The organism is Methylomonas defluvii (assembly GCF_033949435.1).
Lineage (GTDB): Bacteria > Pseudomonadota > Gammaproteobacteria > Methylococcales > Methylomonadaceae > Methylomonas > Methylomonas defluvii.
On record NZ_JAXARY010000010.1, the window covers coordinates 103,668 to 122,741 of the forward strand.

Annotated in this window: 19 protein-coding genes; 11 read left to right on the forward strand and 8 right to left on the reverse strand. The window is 51.1% G+C overall.

The features are described from left to right. Positions 1 to 54 precede the first annotated feature (54 nt). Together QLH52_RS12300 and traF are read right to left on the reverse strand one after the other, a co-directional pair. Positions 55 to 1,494 carry a conjugal transfer protein TraH gene (locus tag QLH52_RS12300; RefSeq protein ID WP_319961759.1) on the reverse strand — a complete coding sequence of 480 codons (1,440 nt, stop codon included), beginning with the start codon at positions 1,492 to 1,494 and terminating at the stop codon, positions 55 to 57. After that, positions 1,491 to 2,489, reverse strand: a complete 999-nt coding sequence (gene traF, locus QLH52_RS12305) for a conjugal transfer protein TraF (RefSeq protein WP_319961760.1) — start codon at positions 2,487 to 2,489, stop codon at positions 1,491 to 1,493. Before traF ends, QLH52_RS12300 begins: the two co-directional genes overlap by 4 nt. A 498-nt stretch (positions 2,490 to 2,987) precedes the next feature. Here traF and mobI point away from each other — a divergent pair, with 498 nt between their 5' ends. The 3 genes from mobI to QLH52_RS12320 all read left to right on the forward strand — a co-directional run bounded on the left by mobI (position 2,988) and on the right by QLH52_RS12320 (position 5,274). Then, the gene (mobI, locus tag QLH52_RS12310; RefSeq protein WP_319961761.1) at positions 2,988 to 3,446 is read left to right on the forward strand and encodes a conjugative transfer protein MobI(A/C); all 459 of its coding nucleotides are present in this window, start codon (positions 2,988 to 2,990) and stop codon (positions 3,444 to 3,446) included. 197 nt (positions 3,447 to 3,643) lie between these two features. Further along, positions 3,644 to 3,943 (forward strand): helix-turn-helix transcriptional regulator, encoded by a 300-nt coding sequence (locus QLH52_RS12315; RefSeq protein WP_319961762.1) that lies wholly within the window; start codon positions 3,644 to 3,646, stop codon positions 3,941 to 3,943. After that, complete coding sequence (locus QLH52_RS12320; protein ID WP_319961763.1) at positions 3,940 to 5,274, forward strand: HipA domain-containing protein; 1,335 nt, start codon at positions 3,940 to 3,942, stop codon at positions 5,272 to 5,274. The genes QLH52_RS12315 and QLH52_RS12320 overlap by 4 nt, the downstream gene beginning before the upstream one ends. A 379-nt stretch (positions 5,275 to 5,653) precedes the next feature. Here QLH52_RS12320 and trfA read toward each other — a convergent pair whose 3' ends face one another. Then, positions 5,654 to 6,523, reverse strand: a complete 870-nt coding sequence (gene trfA, locus QLH52_RS12325) for a plasmid replication initiator TrfA (protein ID WP_319961764.1) — start codon at positions 6,521 to 6,523, stop codon at positions 5,654 to 5,656. Between the two features lie 10 nt (positions 6,524 to 6,533). Continuing rightward, the gene (locus QLH52_RS12330) at positions 6,534 to 6,989 is read right to left on the reverse strand and encodes a hypothetical protein (protein ID WP_319961765.1); all 456 of its coding nucleotides are present in this window, start codon (positions 6,987 to 6,989) and stop codon (positions 6,534 to 6,536) included. A 129-nt stretch (positions 6,990 to 7,118) separates the two neighbouring features. Between QLH52_RS12330 and mobH the strand changes: the two genes are divergently transcribed. From mobH to QLH52_RS12350, 4 genes are all read left to right on the forward strand, one after another. Further along, positions 7,119 to 9,611, forward strand: a complete 2,493-nt coding sequence (gene mobH / locus QLH52_RS12335; protein WP_319961766.1) for a MobH family relaxase — start codon at positions 7,119 to 7,121, stop codon at positions 9,609 to 9,611. Continuing rightward, positions 9,608 to 11,434, forward strand: coding sequence for a conjugative transfer system coupling protein TraD (gene traD, locus QLH52_RS12340; RefSeq protein ID WP_319961767.1), 1,827 nt, complete (start codon positions 9,608 to 9,610; stop codon positions 11,432 to 11,434). The genes mobH and traD overlap by 4 nt, the downstream gene beginning before the upstream one ends. Positions 11,435 to 11,436: 2 nt before the next feature. Next, complete coding sequence (locus tag QLH52_RS12345) at positions 11,437 to 12,069, forward strand: IncC plasmid conjugative DNA transfer DtrJ family protein (protein ID WP_319961768.1); 633 nt, start codon at positions 11,437 to 11,439, stop codon at positions 12,067 to 12,069. A 228-nt stretch (positions 12,070 to 12,297) separates the two neighbouring features. Next, the gene (locus tag QLH52_RS12350) at positions 12,298 to 12,873 is read left to right on the forward strand and encodes a P-loop NTPase family protein (RefSeq protein ID WP_319961769.1); all 576 of its coding nucleotides are present in this window, start codon (positions 12,298 to 12,300) and stop codon (positions 12,871 to 12,873) included. A 51-nt stretch (positions 12,874 to 12,924) separates the two neighbouring features. Here the strand turns inward: QLH52_RS12350 and QLH52_RS12355 are convergent, their stop codons facing one another. The 4 genes from QLH52_RS12355 to QLH52_RS12370 form a co-directional block, all read right to left on the reverse strand. Continuing rightward, positions 12,925 to 13,263, reverse strand: coding sequence for a hypothetical protein (locus QLH52_RS12355; RefSeq protein WP_319961770.1), 339 nt, complete (start codon positions 13,261 to 13,263; stop codon positions 12,925 to 12,927). A 508-nt stretch (positions 13,264 to 13,771) separates the two neighbouring features. After that, positions 13,772 to 14,083 (reverse strand): integration host factor subunit beta, encoded by a 312-nt coding sequence (locus QLH52_RS12360; protein ID WP_319961771.1) that lies wholly within the window; start codon positions 14,081 to 14,083, stop codon positions 13,772 to 13,774. Positions 14,084 to 14,249: 166 nt separating this feature from the next. Continuing rightward, positions 14,250 to 15,041: an energy transducer TonB gene (locus tag QLH52_RS12365; RefSeq protein WP_319961772.1), complete on the reverse strand. Its 792-nt coding sequence runs from the start codon at positions 15,039 to 15,041 to the stop codon at positions 14,250 to 14,252. A 257-nt stretch (positions 15,042 to 15,298) separates the two neighbouring features. Further along, a complete protein-coding gene (locus QLH52_RS12370) occupies positions 15,299 to 15,646 on the reverse strand; it encodes a hypothetical protein (protein WP_319961773.1) in 348 nt (115 codons plus the stop codon). Between the two features lie 222 nt (positions 15,647 to 15,868). Between QLH52_RS12370 and traL the strand changes: the two genes are divergently transcribed. From traL to QLH52_RS12390, 4 genes are read left to right on the forward strand one after another with little or no spacing between them, the layout of a single operon-like run. After that, the gene (gene traL / locus QLH52_RS12375; RefSeq protein ID WP_319961774.1) at positions 15,869 to 16,150 is read left to right on the forward strand and encodes a type IV conjugative transfer system protein TraL; all 282 of its coding nucleotides are present in this window, start codon (positions 15,869 to 15,871) and stop codon (positions 16,148 to 16,150) included. Continuing rightward, positions 16,147 to 16,758: a TraE/TraK family type IV conjugative transfer system protein gene (locus QLH52_RS12380; protein WP_278211047.1), complete on the forward strand. Its 612-nt coding sequence runs from the start codon at positions 16,147 to 16,149 to the stop codon at positions 16,756 to 16,758. Before traL ends, QLH52_RS12380 begins: the two co-directional genes overlap by 4 nt. Further along, positions 16,755 to 17,711 carry a TraK domain-containing protein gene (locus QLH52_RS12385; RefSeq protein WP_319961775.1) on the forward strand — a complete coding sequence of 319 codons (957 nt, stop codon included), beginning with the start codon at positions 16,755 to 16,757 and terminating at the stop codon, positions 17,709 to 17,711. Before QLH52_RS12380 ends, QLH52_RS12385 begins: the two co-directional genes overlap by 4 nt. Next, positions 17,711 to 19,069, forward strand: a complete 1,359-nt coding sequence (locus QLH52_RS12390; RefSeq protein ID WP_319961776.1) for a TraB/VirB10 family protein — start codon at positions 17,711 to 17,713, stop codon at positions 19,067 to 19,069. Before QLH52_RS12385 ends, QLH52_RS12390 begins: the two co-directional genes overlap by 1 nt. The last annotated feature ends 5 nt before the right edge of the window (positions 19,070 to 19,074 follow it).

Here is a 19,074-nt window from a genome sequence, read left to right on the forward strand (position 1 = left end):
GGGCTACCTGCTTTTATCTAACTTGAAAATAAGGCACAGCGGCGTGTATCTGCATTACGGACTCGGCCATGCAGTGCCGCTGGCCGATACTTGGGTGACGCTGCCGTACTGACGCGGTTTGACGGTATTCATCAACTGTTGATAAAACGCCATCAGGGTTTGTGGATTGCCGTAACGACCGGCTATGGTGACGTATTCATCCTGAATCTGTTGCCGGGCCACGCTCAACGAGTCCATCAACAATTTAGCGTAGGCATGGTCGTTGATTTGCGCGGCGACTTGCACGGCGTTCAACACATCGTTGACGATTAATTGCGCCAGTTCCAGCGCAATCACCGGCGCTGCTTCTTCAGCCCACAGCTTGGCGATGCCCGCATCCTCGCGTGCCAGGTTATGGATCATGCCGCCAATGGCATCGGGCACGGTTTGCATAAAGGCCTGTTCAGCGGCGGTAATTTGGCCGCTGTTGGTTGCAAATTTGTAGATCAGGCCATTACCGTTATTGGCGGAACCGAGCAGCATTTCCATGACCCGCTGTTTGAGCCCGACCAGATTGACGTTACGGACGATGGGCTTCAAACATTGATCGGCACCGGTACCGTCCGAACAGACATACAAGTTGACGGTTTGATAGCTGTTACCTGCATCATTACCGTACATTAAATCCTTGATGCGTAAAATCGGTGGTGGCGCGCTGATGGCATTGTTTTCACCCTTACCGTCCGCGGCGGCTTGCGGCGCATCGACGATCACCGTCCCGGAAATACTCATCGCCGCCTGCAACAAATCATTGCCACCGAACCGAAACCAGGCACCGGCGTTTTGATTGACCAAAGCCCGCCACACCAAATTGCCCTGGATTTTCTGCGTCATATCATTGGGCGCATTTTGCTTCACCTGCTGCATCGGATCGCCTAAGGTGCTGGTATTGGTCCAACTGGAGAACACATCGCTGATACCCTGGGTAAACGAGGCATTGGAAAGGTTAACCTTGCTTTGTAAATCGAAGGCTTTGACGGTGTCGTTGACCAAGCCTTGCGATAACCGACAGGAGTTGCTGAACATCTGGTTCATTTCCTGGATCTTCTTCTGCAGGTCGGTCATCACCGAAGCGCACCAGGGACACATCGCGCCGACGGCCAGTTGGAACGCATAGCCCGCCGCATTACCGGCGACGTTACGCAACAACTGCACGAACTGATTGAAGTTGATAAAGCTGAAACTACCGCCGAACAAATCGATGCCACCGCAACCCGCGCTGAAGGACGGAGGGACGAACGACACCAGATTGGTGTTGGTAATGCCATTGCGGGCTACCAGGTTGCCGCCGGTAATCACGCCACGGCGTTGACCCAAGTGCGCAGTCGGCGCGGTCACATTAGTCATGGTGCCGAACATGCCATCCATCTCCTGCTGCAAATCGGCATAAGCCGACACACTGGTTTCGATCAGTAGCAGCAACACGACGAATCGCCGCAAGGGTAACGAAGTCATGGAGCACTCCCAAATTGCGCACCAGCTTGCAGTGCCTGTATCAGCGATAGCGGATTTTGAGTGGTTGATGGACTGATACTGCCCGCTGCCGGTAACAACATCGGCGTCGAGCGTAGGCCCTGGGTGGTTTGATACTGCGCGGATTCCAGCCATCCGGCTTCCTTGGCCGCCAACAAGATGCGGCTGGTCGCTTCTTCCAGCGACAATACGCCTTGCGACAACGGCACGATCTGTTTCGGCGGTTTCATCAAAAACAACGCTGGGGTTTGCTCAACCCCCAACAATGCGGCTTGACCCTGATCAATTTTGAACGGATTGAACAAGCCATTGGGCATCGGTAAACCATCCAGCGACACCGGATAAATTTTGAAGCCATAACTGCGTTCCAACATCGCCAATATCGGTGCCTGCACATGGCAATAGCGGCAATCGGAACGGAAGAAAAACAAAATGCCGGCTTTGGCGGCGATGGCTTTTAGGGCTTGATCAGCGGCAACACTGGCTTGGTGATTGGCTTCGTTGACCGCAAAAGTTGAAATCGGACGGCGGACGGATTCATCGAGTTGCGGATCGGACATCACCACGTAACGAGCGGCGTTAGTAAAGCGCTCGGCTTTATCCATCATCACCCGTTGCAGGTAATAAAACGCCGCCACATTTTCCTGACTGGGTTCGTCGATGGCTTTGTTGAGATATTTTTCCAAATTTTGTTTCAGCCAGGCTGACGATAGCGGCTCAGGCTGTTCAGGAGTTGTCACACCCACCGACGCCTCACTTTTGGCCGTAACCGGTTGAGGCTCCGGTTTCGGTAATTCGACTTTTGGTTCGGGCTTTGCGGGTTTAATCGGCTCCGGCAACACCTCGTACCAAAACCAGCCGCGTTGCTTGTCTTCGAAAAAAGCATCGTTGGGCCTATCGCCATCCGCGGCGACAGCAATACCTGCCTGAAGAAGCAAGACCATCAGAATAGGAGATGAGGCATAGTTTCGGTTCATAACCGTATTCTCCGCCACATCAGCCGTTATGCTGTCTGCAGTAAATCGCGAATATGCCATTAGCTACAGAATGGCAAAAATACTTTTGACGCCATGGTGACTGTCTTACAGATATTGCCGTATTCGCCATTTACTGCGATCGACGCCAACAAAATCCACCCTAGAATGCCTGCTTGGCGGGAGTGATGGACTGTGTAATCCCCTAGATAGGAAATGCCGTATCGATTGCCTATGTAATTAGGGAAGTGAGACACCACATAACGTGAAATTCGGAAGGTTTTTCCCAGATAGGGATGGCTGGTATCACCGGCCCTTAGGTATTCGCATCCCTGCTGGGAAGCTATTTCAAGTGAAACATCCCTAATGCTATAGGGATTGCTATAGCAAAAACCTATCTAGGCAAAACATTCGTCATCGCCATCCATCACCGCTTTTCCACTCCATTCCTCATTAGGGATTCACTATCAAAATCCCTACAGTTAAGTATTAGGTATCCGCATGAATGACAAAAACACCCTGAATCCATTGCCCGTGATGTCGGAAGACGACCTGGTGAGATGGATCGAAAGCCAATCCGAGCAATTGCATGCCCAAGCTAGGATGTTGGTCGACGACTATTGGCGACAACTGAAGAGCCGACACCAGAAATTCGGCACAACAGAGCCCGGTCGAATTGGCGTTCGCATCCGGCGCCGCGAAAGCAGTTTCTCGTTCAGCATCGAGTGGTACCGGATGGCAACACTTCGGCAAAATGGTCAAAATAAACCGATCGCCCAGTATCTGAAAAAAGGCCAGGGCTATCGGTATCCGTTACAACGGATACTGAAAGGCGAACCGGATTGGGAGGTCGCCTTGGTCGAAGAGCTGGAGAACGAGTTTGCCGCCATGCGGAAGCAAATCGATTGCCTGGGAAAGATTCGGGATGCTTTCGCCAATTATCGGAAAGCGAAACAATAGCCGTTCAGTTTAGTTTGGGCGTCGGGAGAGTCGAATTGGGTTTAAAAACGGGAGGTAGGTTTAGCTAACATGGCTATAATTCTTGTTTAGTATATTTATAGCTTCTGCGTAGTTTACGCCTCAATAAAATCGCCTATAGCATAATTATATTGACACAATGATTTAACAACTCTATAAATCCGCTATTGGAGATTTATATGAAACGTGTTGTTGCGACTGCTTTTCCGACCGATCCCTGCGTTAATAGCCCGACTACCCTGGGGGCAGCGATTCGCGCTGCCCGCACCCAAGCCGGTATGCGTCAGGAAGATGCTGCATTGAGTATCGGCGTGGCCTTGCAAACCCTGGTCGATATTGAAGCTGGTAAGCCAGGAGTGAGTATCGGCAAGATCCTGCAAGTGGCTCAAGGCTTGGGGGTTTCGTTGCTGGTGGTTCCCCAGTCACGACGGGATGCGGCGCGGCGGCGTTTGGCGGATTTGAGCGAGCCATCATCATGAAGCTGATTGTTAATGCCCATCAACAAACCGTGGGCCACCTCAGTCTGGATAGCGAAACCGGCTTGTTTGCTTTCGAGTATGCCACTGACTGGTTGGCGCAGGATGTGCGTTTTCCCTTGAGTCCGGCATTACCTCTGGAACGGGAGGGTATAACAGCCGAACAGCACAGTGCTGCGGTACGCCAGTTTTTCCAGAACCTGTTGCCCGAAGGTCAGGCATTGGACGATGCCGCCGCAGCCAATCGGCTGTCGAAGTCCAACCTGATGGGGTTATTGATAGCTTTGGGCCGGGAAACCGCTGGCGCGCTGGTGATCAGTTTATCTGATGCGCAGGCACAGTCACCCGCTGAGTCCAAGCAACGCCTACTCAGCCGCGAAGAGCTCTCAACCCGGATTCGCGCTCGCCCAGACGATGCCTTTAGCGTTTGGGATGGCAAAGTCAGGTTATCGATTGCCGGCCACCAGGACAAGATTGCCGTATTGGAACAAGGCAATGCCTGGTATCTGGTCGATGGCGAAGGCTTGGCATCCACCCATATCCTCAAACCGGATCCCTTACGTCGCCGTTTGCAACACATGACCAGCAACGAATTGGTCTGTATGCACTTGGCGCAGAGCGTTGGCATACCCGCGGCCGAGAGCCGTCTGACAGGAGTACCAGAACCGGTGCTACTGATTCGGCGCTTTGATCGCGTGGTGACCGATGAAGGCGTGCAGCGCCTGCATTGTATCGATGGCTGTCAAGCATTGGGCCTGGGCGTCAGTATGAAATACGAGCGCCCGTATGGAGACAACCGCGATGTCCAGCATATTCGCGATGGCGCTTCGCTGCCCAGGTTATTCGCTTTAGTCGATCGAGCCAGCGCGAAACCGGCGGCCGACCGTCTGGCGCTGCTGCGTTGGACGATCTTTCAGGTCTTGATCGGCAACACCGATGCCCACGGTAAGAATGTGTCGTTTTTCGTCGATGCCGGTGGTTTGCGTTTAACACCCGCTTACGATCTGGTGTGCTGCCTACTGTATGCCGATGCACGGATCGCCGATACCTTGGCGATGGCGATTGGTGATAATTTCGATCCTGTCGGCTTGACGGCCTACGACTGGGCCGTGATGGCCGACACATGTCGCTTGAATCCCAAGTTGGTCAGTCGGGAGCTAAAGCAACTCGCCGAGAGAATCCCCTTAGTTTGGCCAGACTTGCAGCGCCGACTGCGCGAAAACGGCGCCGATGCCGACATACTGGCCGCGATGGGCGATATTTTTTTGCATCAATGTGCACATACACTCGAGTTGGCCGCTGAAGTCCCTACGGTAGCGCGCGATTTGCTTTAAGCGCTGAGTACACACTGCCGCAGTTAGTCTTGCCAAAGTTATCCACAGACTGCCTTTCCCTATATTTTGATTAAAAAAAGATTAGAGATAGATTAGCAGCGCATTTCTGATACTCTGAAAAACCGCTACAAGCCATGCCAGGCAAGGTCTGTAGCGATTTCGAAAAATGGCCGTGCCGTCAGTCGAATGCCGTGTGTTTTGTCAGCTGAATGCCGTGCTTTTTGTTAGTCGAATGCCGTGTGCTGTCAGTCGAATGCCGTTATTCCGTCAGCTGAATGCCGTGCCATTGTCAGTCTAATGCCGTATCGCCGTCAGCCGAATGCCGTGTCGGGGTGGCATTCGCTGGGCCAAAATAGCGTCAGTCGAATGCCGTGCTTTTTTAGTTGGGTTTGCCCTCCAGATGCCGCTTCTGGCTGGGTGTAGGCTGTTTTTTGACTTTGACCGTGTCCTCCTCTATTTCGAAGCTTTCCAGTGTGCCAATGGCGACCAAGGCTTTCAGGGCTCGCCCCATCCGCAGTTTGAAATCGCGGATATTCTGCGTGCTGCTGCCGCTCAGTTTGTGCAGCGTCTGCAACTTCAAAGGGTAAGGCGCCGCATGCGATGACAGAAACCCGTGCAGCCATAAGGCTAATGGTTGTTTCCGCAGTTTTTGCCGTTGCTCGAATTCGATGTGTGTGTAACCGTCCTCGAACAAACGCAGCATGGATTCGGTCAACTCGACAACATAGCGTTGAGTCACCTCATCCCGGTAATAGCGCAGAAAACCCCTTTCGCCAAAGGTGTCACGCCCTTGGAATGTCATTTCGACAAATGCGCCACCGAGCCGAGCCATGGACTCCTTTAGCCATTCGTGTTGGCTTTTGCCGTTGCCACGACCCAAAGCCGTCAGCATGGTATAGGCGCTAAAAGTAACATTGAATCCTGGCAACTGTTGTCTGGACAGATGCACGATTTGCATCCAGACATCGAGATCGGATTGATTCAGCTGAACGCCCAGATAGCGGACTTCAATGCCCTCTACCGAAGCCAGCAAAGTACGTTTTTTATAGGCGATGCGCTCGTTACCTTGGATACCGGCAAATAAGGCACTACGCAAACAGGCATTCGGTGTACCTCGCGTCGAAGTCGGCCAACTGGGCAGGGATTTCAGCGGTTCGACGACTTTGAGCTTGGTTTTTTTGCGTTCCGCCAGGATTTGAAAGCGTTCTGTCAGGTTTCCCAGTGTGTTGTCTGATCCTGTTTTCTGCATGACAACCACCTCACTTCTTCAGGCTGACGGGAGTGCAGCCATGATTCAAAACGTTGTAGGGAATGGTCGTATGCTTGACTAGCGCCTGCTCCTCGGCGGTCATGTCGAGTTGGTGATGGCAATATTTTCGCCAGGCACGTTCGATGATCAAGGGATCGTCATCGTGGTTGTCTGATCTTGTACTCAGGCTAACGTCTCCTGTGTCAGCCAACTGAACGCTTACCGGTTGATCGATTTGTCTGACCACATGCTCGATCGATGCCGGCCGCAATACCGAGCCGCCTAAACCGCCGTTTTGTTGGGCACTATCCAATCGCCAAGGCTGCTCGGATGGAGTAGATGTCGTCATCGATTCAATCACGGCTTGACTCACTGATGTATCCAGCGTAACGAGTGAGTTGCAAGCCATGCTCGCACCGGTCAGCACAGACAATAGGCAATAATTTGGAAGGGATTTGAGTTTCATAGTAGCTCCTATGGCTTTTAGGGAGCTCGTTACACTAATCACTCTTTTTCCAGACACGCTTGCAGTAAATGGCGAATTACGCATTTACTGCAAGAAGGGGCTGAAAAGTTTCTGTCATGATGTTATGCCATGGAAAAAATCTACCCCTCCCTTATCCATCGAATCGGCAAGCGCTTGTTTGGCGATAAGCCTTCGCCGATTGGCGAGGTGTTGCCGGTGTTCAGCGAAGAAATTCCGCGCTACCCGCCATTCATGAAGGGATTGCCGACGGCATCGGTGGAACGGATTCTGGACACCCAGCTTGAATTGATCAAAGCGATCGAACAGGCTTTGGCATTACCGGATGATCTTTACCACACCATCGCAGCTCCGGTCATTGCTCGCTATGCAGCGTTCAGCCATTTGTTGCCGGCATCGGAGTCGCATCATCATCGTGGAGCCGGCGGCTTGTTCCGGCACGGATTGGAGGTGGCGCATTGGGCGACACAAGCGTCTCAAGGCTGCCTGTTCGCGACTCAGGCCTCACCCAGAGAACGAAAATCTCAAGAATTACGTTGGCGTTTAGCGGTGTGCTTTGCCGGCTTGCTGCATGATATTGGTAAACCGGTCTCCGACATGGCGGTGATCGACAGCTTGGGACAACACACCTGGAACCCTTGCGATGAGAATCTGACCGAGTGGGCCGAGCAACATCGTATCGACCGTTATTTTTTGCGTTGGCGAGACAATCGCCATAAGCGACACGAACAGTTTTCGGCGTTGGTGATAGAGCGTGTGCTGACCCGTGAATCGCGGAGCTATATCCTGGCACCCGGTCCCGACATTATGCAGGCGATGCTGGAAACCATTCACGGTTTGGATAGAGGCTCGAAATTGTACGCACTGGTGATGAGTGCCGACTGCAAAAGTGTGGAACGCGATCTGAAAGCCCATTACCACAGCATCGACTCGGCCATGGGCATGCCGGTGGAAAAATACCTGTTCGACGCCATGCGACGGTTAATCAAATCCGGGCAATGGTCGGTCAACGAAAAAGGCGCACGCATTTGGCGTTTCAAGGAAGGCTTACATATCGTCTGGCGTATCGGCGCACAGGACATCGTATCTACGCTGGCCAAAGACAAAGTGCCCGGTATTCCCCGCGACGAAGATACCTTGGCGGATATTTTGATCGAACGCGGTTTGGCCATCCCCAAATCCTTGCCCGACGGCCGACAGTACCGTTATTGGTGCATGCAGCCGGAGGGACTGGATGCGACACTGTACATGTTACGCCTGACTTCGATGGAGTCGATTTTTAGCAATGAACCGCCGGTTATAGTGTCGGGTATCGAGCTCGACGAACAGACCGAATCCAGAGTCGAAACGACTGCGAAGGCAGCGGTTAAATCACGGCAGGTATCTTTGCATGCCTCATCATCCGTGGTTAATGCCGATGCCCAGGGCGTTAAAGATCAAGCAACGGATGTGGACTCGGCTGAGCAAGCTAATGGCAAACAAAACGTCATTGGTGAAGTGTCGCCGGTTCAACCAGAGTCACCCCAAGGAATATCACAATCCGACACCAACATAGAACGGCTAAACACCAATCCGCAGCAAGGTGACAAGCCAGCATCTCCCCCATTAACGGTAAAGTCTGAAGCGAGAAAAACCAAGGATTCCAATCACTCCAGCAATCAAGTCGAATCGGACAAGCCCAAACCAACACATTCTCAACTATCGAATAGCGAAACGCCTGCAGAGTCGGCCAAGTGTTGGCTGAACAAAAATGGCTTAGCGGGTGAATGGTTGCTGCATATCATCACGGCCATCAATCAAGCCCAATGGCAATGGGGTGTGGATGTGCTGGAACTGCAAGACCAGTATCTCCTGTCTTTTCCCGGCACACCGGAAAAACTCAATGTCGAATCCAATTTGTTTATCAAGACACTGGAGGAAAAAGGCTGGCTGGTAATTGATGTGTTATCGCCGATGCGCAAAGTGCAAATATTTCATCAAGTGCGTGGGGTGCTATTGGCGGCAGAACCCAGTGCCGTTATCAGGCAGTTGCTGACAGTAGCAAGACAGGTACCAACTATCGATCAGTCCAATACTCAATCGACACCGACAACGGATAAAATCAAGGCGCCTCGCTTATCTACAGTAAACGATAACCATAATCCAAAGACTCCTAAAATACCCAAAGCAAGCAACAACCAGTCACCCCCGATTAAGACCAAGTTACCGGGAACGGTATCAAACAAGAATGCAGTTGAATATCCCGCATCGAAAAACACCGGCGAAGGTCTGCCAAACACGGCTAATCCAACTCAATCTGAAACGCGACAACGACAAGCGACTGAACAGTCCACTCCTGTAATCGTCAATAAAAAAGACATTGACGGGCCTTCGCAAAATCAAGCCATCGATATACTGATTAAACACGTCAGACATTTACGCACTGACGCCCCGGAAAAATCTGACGATAACGAATGGCACTTGGTTTCCAATGCCGAACTTGAACAGTTTCTGGAGCAAAATCCCAGTATCAAACGTACCCGGCTTATGCTCGATATTGCCAATCATCCAGATTGTCGATCAGTCGGGGTTGGCAAAGGCATTCAGGTGCGCGTTCGGCTATGAAATCCGATTACGACTATCAGTTTCCCTGGCGACCTATCTACGAAGTCACTGCCATTGCCGCTTGGACAGGAGGTGCTGGTTTGGCGTATCTGACCAGCCGCTGGTCGGGATTACCTCGCGAGCCATTCGACTGGTTGATGATTGCGTGTGGCGTCATGATTTGTTGGCGCTTACCCATCACGGTGAGCCTCTGGTATCGAAAACGAAGGCTACGCCAATTTCGTTTCCAATATCTGGATGCTGAAAAACTCAAAGCCTATGTCAAAAGCCATCCGGACGAATTATGGTTTGGTTGGGGATTTGACTGGGTGCAAAAACATGCTCAGCTAGCTTATGAAATTCTCAAGCGCGATGTCTCGACTTTGATTCCCACGGATCATCAACGCATGGGCTCGGCCTGGATCCATGGCCTGGAAATTTCGGAAAGCGCTGTTCGACAACCGATTCAACATACTGCGGGGCACACGTTACTGGTAGGCACTACGGGCGCTGGAAAAACCCGTGCCTTCGATGTCCTGGTCACACAAGCCGTATTGCGCGGCGAAGCGGTGATTATCATTGATCCCAAAGGCGATAAGGATTTGATGGTTTCTGCCAAACGTGCGTGTCAGTTAGCCGGACGGCCAGAACGCTTTGTGTATTTCCATCCGGCCTTTCCGGAAGACAGTGTGCGCTTGGATCCCTTACATAACTTCAATCGGCCTTCGGAAATTGCTAGTCGCATTACCGCTATTTCGCCCGGAGAAACGACCTCCGATCCCTTCAAGGCCTTTGGCCAAAAGTCGTTGGATAACGTGATTCAAGGGCTGATGGTGATTGAGGAACGACCCACCTTGGCAAAATTGCGTCGTTATCTGGAAGGTGGACCCTCCACGCTGGTGATTCAGGCATTGGAGCGGTATTACGATAATTGCTTGGGTAATTGGCGTCAGGAAGCGAGGCCTTATTTGAAAGCCGCCAAAGACACCGATTCCAAAGCAGCAGGTTTGGTACGCTTTTACCGGGAGTACGTGCAATACCAAGCACCTAACCTGGATTTGGAAGGCCTGTTGTCGTTGTTCGAACATGACCGCACCCACTTCAGCAAGATGGTTGCTTCATTGATACCGATCATGAATATGCTGACCTCAGGACCACTGGGGCCTTTGCTATCACCCAATCCGAATGACGCGGATGATCTGCGGCCGATTACCAATACCGGTTTGATTATCGAAAAAGCCCAGGTGGCTTATATTGGCCTGGACTCGCTATCCGACGGTCTGGTCGGTAGTGCCATCGGTTCCATTTTACTTGCCGATCTGGCCGCTGTGGCCGGTGATCGTTATAACTACGGCGTCTCGGACCGACCGGTGAATGTGTTTGTCGACGAAGCGGCCGAAGTCATCAATGATCCATTCATTCAGGTATTAAACAAAGGTCGCGGCGCAAAAATCCGCTTGTTCATTGCCACCCAGACCTTTGCCGACTTTGCGGCCCGCACCGGCTCGCAGGATAAAGCCCGTCAAGTGCTGGGCAACGTCAACAATCTGATTGCTCTGCGGATCATGGACAGCGAAACCCAGCAGTACATCACCGACAATCTACCCAAAACCCGCTTGAAATACATCATGCGCACTCAAGGCGTTGCCACCAGCGCGACTAATCCGTCCGTTTTTTCCGGCAATGTCGGTGAACGCTTGATGGAAGAAGAAGGCGATCTGTTTGCTCCGCAGTTACTCGGGCAACTGCCGGATTTGCATTTCATCGCCAAATTATCCGGCGGTCGCATCGTCAAAGGCCGATTGCCCGTGCTGCAATCAGCGCTTGATACCCAACCGACCTGATCATGCAACGCAATTTACTCTTCAGTCTGATGATCTGGTTGTTGGAAGTCATTTTAGTCGCCAGCTTTGTCTCGGATCGCTGGACAAGGGAAATCCAGGCAACTGAAGACCGGATGCTGATTGCTTATTTCGGAGAAAAAAAGGAAGCGGAGATTCGGCACACCACGCAGCACTGGTTTGACCAATTGTTTGTCCGCACCGGCATGAGGGAAAGTGTTTACCGTTACTTCATTCCGACTGAACGTGAACGACAAATGTCCAAAGGCTTTGAAGATGTAGGTCGCAATGATTTGTTTCCGTTTATCCAAAGCCGGTTGGATGTGCTGTGGGATACGGTGTATCAGATGATCAAGCGCTTCGTCATGGCTTGCGCCTGGTTACCCTTTTTGGCCGTGGCAATTCTGCCATTTGCCATTGATGGCTTAATTCGCCGCAAGGTCAGCCAGACCAATTTTGATTACCCCAGTCCGATGGCGCATCGTTACAGCATCTACATCATGTTGGGAGCACTATACCTATTGCTGATGGGGTTAACGTTGCCATTTCCTGTGCCGCCACAATCCCTGCCGATTGGCATATTTATCGTAGCCTGGGCAATGAACACCTTATTGGCCAACACTCAAAAGCGGGTTTGATCAATACAAAAGTTAGCCTGTCCGGATTCCTAACGAAAACCCGCAACGGGAAAATGGACTGAATCTATTTGCCAGTGGTATGATCAAATCTCGGCTGGATAGAAGCCTGCTGCCCACTATGGCAAACTTGGATGAGACTATCGTTATTCGATGTTAGTAGCAATCCTTTAACCAAAGGGGTGTTCACCAGTGGGCAGTGAAAATACTCCGTATTTAAAGGATTTCACTATGAGCATCACTGTCATCATCCCCTCGATCACCGTCCAAAAACTCAAACAAAGCGCCCGCAGAATCAAAAAGAAGCTGGGGCTGTCCCATCACGAGGCGCTTGATAAAGTAGCGGAAATGGCTGGGTTTAATCATTGGCACCACGTTATTCAGATGGCAGCAAAAACAGAACCGGTCGAAACAGCATTTCGGAAAGGTTTGGTTTATGGCTTTGATGCTTCCGAGGCTGACTTTGAAGCCGATTTTTTGGAAGAAATCGCCTCGCCCGTGGCTGAATATTTCGCTAAAGAGCCACTTTGGCAATTTTATAAAAACGTTGACGAGGCAGACGATCCGGAACTGGCCAATATGTCTGATGAAGAATTTAAGGAATTCCTCGAAGAGGAACTCCAAGGACTGGTATTTTTTAGGTTCACTGGCAATGAACTGCCCCAAATGGTCAATGGCGCTATGGAGTTGATCCGGGAGTTTTCATTCTGGAATCCAGCCTACGTTTGGCTAAATGGCACCTTGCACAGCACTTTTTACGCACCCATGACAGATCGGGATTGCAATGTGGCTGGAGTCAGATTTTAAGCGGTCGATTCACCGCGAATGACGTATACTCAACGGGATTAACAGCAATAGCTAGGACTCTGCTGTTGCCTCCGCAATCAGATCCCTTACTTTTTCCTTTTGCTCCAAAATAACATTTTTGCCAGCATCAATCGTTTTGGAGGCGTTGGCAATAATGGCTTTTCGGTTTTTGCACACATAGGCACCGCCAACCAAGCCTAACCCAAACACTAAAAATGGATGTTTTGCGATTCTAACCATGAGCTTTTCTCCCGATACAACCGTTAAGGTAGCAAGACTGCCAATCAGCACCTGATGACCTAACGATGACGAATGATTTGAGTTGAAATTGGCTTCTGTTTTACCTGGCATGAATTTACTTTTTTCGTTGATGGTTTTTCGTGTTGCCAAGTTGCTCTCGAACAACTAGCAAACCGGCATCGTATTGCATTTTGTAGATCGTTTTACAGCCTTCGCAACAGAATATTTTCTTTCCTTCCTGCGCATTCAGCTCAACTCTTACTACCCCGGACTTCCAGTTCACAAAGGTCGCAAACTTGCTTGTTCTGAACCATTAACAAGCATTCAGTCGCATCAGCTTAAAGGGGAGTGGGGAGTTCATGGCTGAATCCTATTAGTGAAGTTAACGCTATAGAGTTCATCGTATCAAAGCACCCGAGCTACTGCATACTGATCTGTAATACAAAAAGTGCTATCGATCGAGTCGAGAAATTCGATGACTAGTGCGACAACTTGCCTCGCGCGGCAATTAGCCACATTCTCAAGACTGAAACCAACTGATAACCTATCCTCCAGTTGCTGCTTGTATGCGTAGCACCTCTTCCTTTCTCATATCCGACCGCTGGTCGGATTTTTTTTGCCTATCGTTCAGCTTTGAAATCACAATGCAGTCATGAAGCTATACATCCTTAATGGTTTTGAGCACCGTGCGCGATGCATTGACCTTTTCTCGCAGATCCAACCCCGGCTTGAAATGCAGCATATAACGACTGGGCACCTGCACCGCATCACCCGTTTTGGGATTGCGACCGACTCTCGCCTGTCGCTGATTGACCGAGAAACCGCCGAAGCCCCTAATTTCGATTCGTTCGCCACTGGCCAGCGTACTGGTTAATAGTTCAATGACGCTGTTAACAGCGAGTTCAACATCTTTTTGGAGCAAATGAGGTTGTTTATTGGCCATCTTGGCCATAAGTTCCGATTTTGTCATTTTTATTATTCTTGCCATTTATCTTTGGCGCCTATCGTGTATAGAGAATGTGATGGCATCAAGGCTCTAAGTTTGCACGTAGATGGGCAAACACTGAATATCCGGAGTAATATTGTAACAATTGACTGCTATTTCATGCTGTTAAGGTGAGGATTAGACCTTTCGATTAGGCAGGATCTGAGGCTTGATCATCAATCATGAACACAATTGGAATTCTCACGGAACTGGCGACCGCCATATCACCCCGTTTGGCCGGATTAAAATGCCATTGTTTGACTGCCTCAACGGCTGATTCATCCAGTAAATCATAACCGCTGCTGTGTTCAATCGTCACGCCTTCACTAACACCAACTTCGTTAACCTGGACTCGTAACAGCACTTGTCCTTGCCACCCTTGTCGGAGTGCGATAGCCGGATAATTGGGTTTCTGGTTATCCGCATGATGGGTGTCAATGGTTGCCTCAGTGATCTGCTCGGCATTTTTCGTCACCGACTCGGTATTGCTGGCAATAGCCGAATCATGTACTGCTGGTGTTGCCGACACAGCTTCGAAACGCTGAGTTAACGGGGCAAATTCTGAGGGTTCCGGATCAAGCGGCGCGACGGCATTTATCTTGGCTTGACGCGGCACTTTTTGAAGTGGCTTCTTTACGGCAGATGGTGGTGGCAGTGGTGCCAAGCGAGGCTTGGTCACTGAAGCAGGAATAATCGCCGCTTCCATGATTAAGGGCTTGTCGCGTGGGATGGGTTTGGTCAGGCATTTTAGGCATAACCAGCCACAGGTATGTAACGACATCACCAAAATGCTAATCAACACCAGCACCCAGAAGGTACGTGCTTCAGCAAAAAAACGCACGAATGTCCCGAACAGACACGGTTTCGCTAACTCCACTCCCGCTATGCCTGGCGTTACCGTAATACGCCGACCTGGACCAGATTGAACATCAAAGAAATTCATTCAGGCCGAACTGGAGATATTTTTGCAGAGGGGCGACTGTAAAAACTGAAAATGCCTTTTTCATTCCATTAATCAATCCTTTGCATAATTATCCAGAACTCAATTTAAGCGCTGGTAGGCGATCTTCGACCGAGAAGATCAAACAACAACTGAGGTTGCCGAGACCAGCAACCATGAGCAGGGAGAAATTTTATCGATTACATTGAATTTGGAACATAGGACAAATTGTCGCGAGCGATTCCATCGTTCAACACAGTCTATTTCTTATCCAGTTTTTTCTTGGCGGCATCCGCTGCTGCACCGACCGCTTCAACCGATTGGCGATAGGCAGCTTGTTCGCGATTGGCGGACTCTGCGATCACATTATTGTCGGCATTGGCTTCTTTGATCAGGCATTCAAAATACACACGAGCCTGTTGCTGCCAATCGTTGATCGCAGCAACGCTTTTGTTAAAGGCATCGACATCTTGATCATCGATGGTCGGCGTTGCGGGTTTTGCCCCACATTGGCTGGGTTTCCATTCCCCGTTATTGAGGATACCTGCGTGGGTCATTCCTGCGTAGTGCAAAGCAATCAAGCCTGCCAGTAACACGATAGGTTTCATATTTCTCTCCTGATGACATTTAATAAACGTTGGCTATTTTCCAACCCTAAGCTGCCGAACTATGGCAACAGCCTTCCATATGAATCGGTACACGATCAAAACCAAACAGCATTACGGCAATGAGTAGCCGTAGCTTGCAGCTAATTGCGAATTCGAAATTTGCTGCAAGATGCTTCGCTGAATATCCCTTCACAATAATGATCACCTTTACCGGAGATCATTATGGAACCCGTTGCCATCCCCCAAGCCATCGACGATCCGATCCACATTCTGTTGTGGAGTGCCGATGAGATTGTACCGTTCATGGTCTGCATGCTGACCGGCATGTTGATTGATCACTTCATTCCTGCACTGGCCATTGGATTAATCGCGGTTAAATTCTACCGCCGTTTTCGTGACAACCGGCCCGACGGCTATACCTTGCATGCCTTGTATTGGTTAGGGTTGCTGCCCAGCCAGGCAATGACCATTCCCAATCCCTACATCCGTCGTTTTCTGCCATGAAGTTGTCGGATTTTCTACAGACCTGGGACGGCCACGAAACCGAGAACCGCTTTAGCCGCGTAATCATCATCGGCTTGCTTGTGGTGTGTGTGATTACCTCGCTAGCTGCCTGGCGCACCGAGCGCAGCATCATACTGGTGCCACCGACCTTGAACAAAGAGGTCGAAGTCACCCGCACCTCAGCCTCCAGTGAATTCAAGGAGTCCTGGGGCTTGTTCCTAGCGGAACTGTTGGGCAATACCACGCCTGCCAATGCCGATTTCCTGAAAACCGCCATCGAGCCGTTATTGGCCCCGGACATTTATCGTAGCGTCCTGGATGCGATGACCGATCAAATCAAGGCCATCAAGATGGATAGAGTGGCGATTAGCTTCACCCCACGTCATGTGGATTACGAAGCCGAGACCAACAAAGTGTTTGTGAGCGGCGAACTGAAAAGCCAAGGCCCTAGTTCCAAGCCGGACATTAAACCGCGCACTTACGAATTCATCATCGCCATCAAAAACTACCGGCCGCGTCTGGAGTTTATCGATGTCTATCCCGATGCCCCAAGAACAGTGGAACGCTTAAAAGCCCTGCCGCCCCAGCCAGGAGAACTCAAACCATGACTAAAACCTGCCACCATTGGGCATTGTTGTTGATCATCATCAGTAGCGCTGCGTCCGCTGAGGAATTACCGATCACCGTGTTACCGCCGGTAACGGCCACAATAAACTCGGTGCAGGACTCCCCTGCCCCAGTTAATGACAATGCAAACATGGGCATTGAGCTGCCACCAGTTGACGCCAGTGTCTTAAAAGCGGCCAATCAACAGGTCTCTTCGTCGGTTGCACCACAGACCGTTCAAGTCAAACCCGGCATCAACGAACTGATGCCGATTGCGGTGGGTCATCTCAATCGCTTGGTCACGCCGTTCGACAACCCGGTGGTCACCACCACCAGCCAGGCCACCACCAGCACCAAAGGCAAAATCGTTTATGTCGCCACCGCTGATGAGACGCCGGTGACCTTGTACATTACCCCAGGCGATAACCAGGACATTGCCTTGTCGCTGACGCTGATTCCCAAACGCATCCCGGCACGAGAGATTCATCTGAGCCTGGATAAAGACAGTTACAAGGTGCTGACCAAGCTTCAACTGCAATCCACCGCATCCGGTAGCAAGGCCAGCGATCAGGAACAGGCCTACATCACTCAGCTAAAAAAGTTGTTCCGCGATCTTGGATTGCAAAAGACCCCAGCGGGTTATTCCCTGCGCGACCCCAGTAAAACCGAACACATCCATTGCCTGCAAGATAAAGTGCAGATTCGGACCGGCCAAGCCCTGGAAGGTCCGGACATGCTGATTCTGGTGGGTCTGGCCCGTAATACCAGTAGCGATCCATTGGAATTCGATGAACGCGCGTGTGCGACCAGCAAAGACGACGTGTTGGCGGTCGCCGCCTGGCCCAAAGTTGTGTTGGGACAGAATGAGTCCACCGAATTGTATGTCGCGGTTAGACGGACACCTGAAAACGCCACCACGCTCAGACCCTCATTACTCACCGGAGGCCAACACTAATGGCCGGTGTCGATTCATGGTGGTCCACGTTAAGCCCCACGGCCAAACGTAATCTGGCGGTGGGTGGGATTGGCGGCGTCTTGCTGGCCAGCATCATTGGTTTGGCCACCGTCACCCCGGAAGTCACCAAACCGCTTAGTAAACAGGCCACCATTCAACACATATTGACCGACAGCGATCCGCGTTCGCTCGGTATTGATGGTATCTCGGCCCAGCTACGGGATTTACTGCAAAAAAACGAAGAGCAAAGCCGTCGGCTGGCTGCGATTGAAGAACAGCAAAAACGCGAGCAGCAATCGGGTGAGCAACGCTTCAAACAATGGACCGAAGCTGAACGGGAAGCCTATGACCAAAAGTTAAAAGCCGTGTCCGGTGAAGTCGAGTCGCTTAAAAGCAAACCGACAGCATCGACTGCTCAAATTTCAGGTGATGTCACGCCATCGCCGAATACTGCTTTGTCTTCGCCCAGTCATCCCAATGACCGCCGACTTCCCGCACGCTCGTCACTAGATAACAACGACCTGAACAGCGCCTTCGAACAAGCGGCCATACCAGTGCCTAGCCACGGCAGTGCCGGTGTCTCGGGCGGCCGACCCGCAAATGGCCAGCCAACGGCTGCATTGCAGATTCGTATCATTAAAGATGAGAAGTCACCAACTGCAAATGCTGAGGGTAAAACAACAAGTGACCAACCCGCCAAGCAAAGCGATGTCTTTATCCCAGCGGGGAGCATTTTGACGGGTGTCCTACTGAACGGCCTGGACGCACCGACCGGCAAGAAAGCCAAGAAAGAACCCATGCCGGTGCTGTTTCGCATCAAAAAGGAAGCCATCTTACCGAATCGCTTCCATGCCGATGTGCGCGAGTGCTTTCTGTTGGCCGCAGGCTTTGGCGACTTGAGTGCTGAACGGGCTTACTTTCGCGGCGAGACCTTTTCCTGTGTCCGCCAGGACGGCGGCGTGATTGAAGTGCCGATGAATGCCTATGCCACCGGCGAAGACGGCAAAAACGGTGTGCGTGGTCGCGTGGTGTCCAAACAAGGTGCGTTATTGGCGCAATCGATGATGGCGGGTTTCCTACGCGGCTTTTCCGATGCCTTTGGTCGCAATCAAATTCCGGTGTTGATGACCGGCGGTTTAGGCAGTCTAGCAGGCAGCACCCCATTCCAAAGTGCATTCTCCTCGCAGTCGATGGAAGGCGGTGCATTGAAAGGTGCCGGTTACGCCATGGAGCGGCTGTCGCATTTTTACATGGATATGGCCGAAGAGATTTACCCGGTCATCGAAGTCGATGCTACCCGCCAAGTCAATTTCATCGTGCAAAAAGGCACGGCTCTGAAACTGAAGTCACCGAGCTAATTCAT

What these genes read in the sequence shown, in the direction of transcription:
- QLH52_RS12370 (WP_319961773.1), bottom strand. Translation starts at nt 15,646, where the DNA reads ATGAAACCTATCGTGTTACTGGCAGGCTTGATTGCTTTGCACTACGCA.
- trfA (WP_319961764.1), bottom strand. Translation starts at nt 6,523, where the DNA reads ATGCAGAAAACAGGATCAGACAACACACTGGGAAACCTGACAGAACGC.
- QLH52_RS12385 (WP_319961775.1), top strand. Translation starts at nt 16,755, where the DNA reads ATGACTAAAACCTGCCACCATTGGGCATTGTTGTTGATCATCATCAGT.
- QLH52_RS12345 (WP_319961768.1), top strand. Translation starts at nt 11,437, where the DNA reads ATGCAACGCAATTTACTCTTCAGTCTGATGATCTGGTTGTTGGAAGTC.
- traF (WP_319961760.1), bottom strand. Translation starts at nt 2,489, where the DNA reads ATGAACCGAAACTATGCCTCATCTCCTATTCTGATGGTCTTGCTTCTT.
- QLH52_RS12365 (WP_319961772.1), bottom strand. Translation starts at nt 15,041, where the DNA reads ATGAATTTCTTTGATGTTCAATCTGGTCCAGGTCGGCGTATTACGGTA.
- traL (WP_319961774.1), top strand. Translation starts at nt 15,869, where the DNA reads ATGGAACCCGTTGCCATCCCCCAAGCCATCGACGATCCGATCCACATT.
- QLH52_RS12380 (WP_278211047.1), top strand. Translation starts at nt 16,147, where the DNA reads ATGAAGTTGTCGGATTTTCTACAGACCTGGGACGGCCACGAAACCGAG.
- QLH52_RS12330 (WP_319961765.1), bottom strand. Translation starts at nt 6,989, where the DNA reads ATGAAACTCAAATCCCTTCCAAATTATTGCCTATTGTCTGTGCTGACC.
- mobH (WP_319961766.1), top strand. Translation starts at nt 7,119, where the DNA reads ATGGAAAAAATCTACCCCTCCCTTATCCATCGAATCGGCAAGCGCTTG.
- QLH52_RS12315 (WP_319961762.1), top strand. Translation starts at nt 3,644, where the DNA reads ATGAAACGTGTTGTTGCGACTGCTTTTCCGACCGATCCCTGCGTTAAT.
- QLH52_RS12300 (WP_319961759.1), bottom strand. Translation starts at nt 1,494, where the DNA reads ATGACTTCGTTACCCTTGCGGCGATTCGTCGTGTTGCTGCTACTGATC.
- traD (WP_319961767.1), top strand. Translation starts at nt 9,608, where the DNA reads ATGAAATCCGATTACGACTATCAGTTTCCCTGGCGACCTATCTACGAA.
- QLH52_RS12360 (WP_319961771.1), bottom strand. Translation starts at nt 14,083, where the DNA reads ATGACAAAATCGGAACTTATGGCCAAGATGGCCAATAAACAACCTCAT.
- mobI (WP_319961761.1), top strand. Translation starts at nt 2,988, where the DNA reads ATGAATGACAAAAACACCCTGAATCCATTGCCCGTGATGTCGGAAGAC.
- QLH52_RS12390 (WP_319961776.1), top strand. Translation starts at nt 17,711, where the DNA reads ATGGCCGGTGTCGATTCATGGTGGTCCACGTTAAGCCCCACGGCCAAA.
- QLH52_RS12350 (WP_319961769.1), top strand. Translation starts at nt 12,298, where the DNA reads ATGAGCATCACTGTCATCATCCCCTCGATCACCGTCCAAAAACTCAAA.
- QLH52_RS12320 (WP_319961763.1), top strand. Translation starts at nt 3,940, where the DNA reads ATGAAGCTGATTGTTAATGCCCATCAACAAACCGTGGGCCACCTCAGT.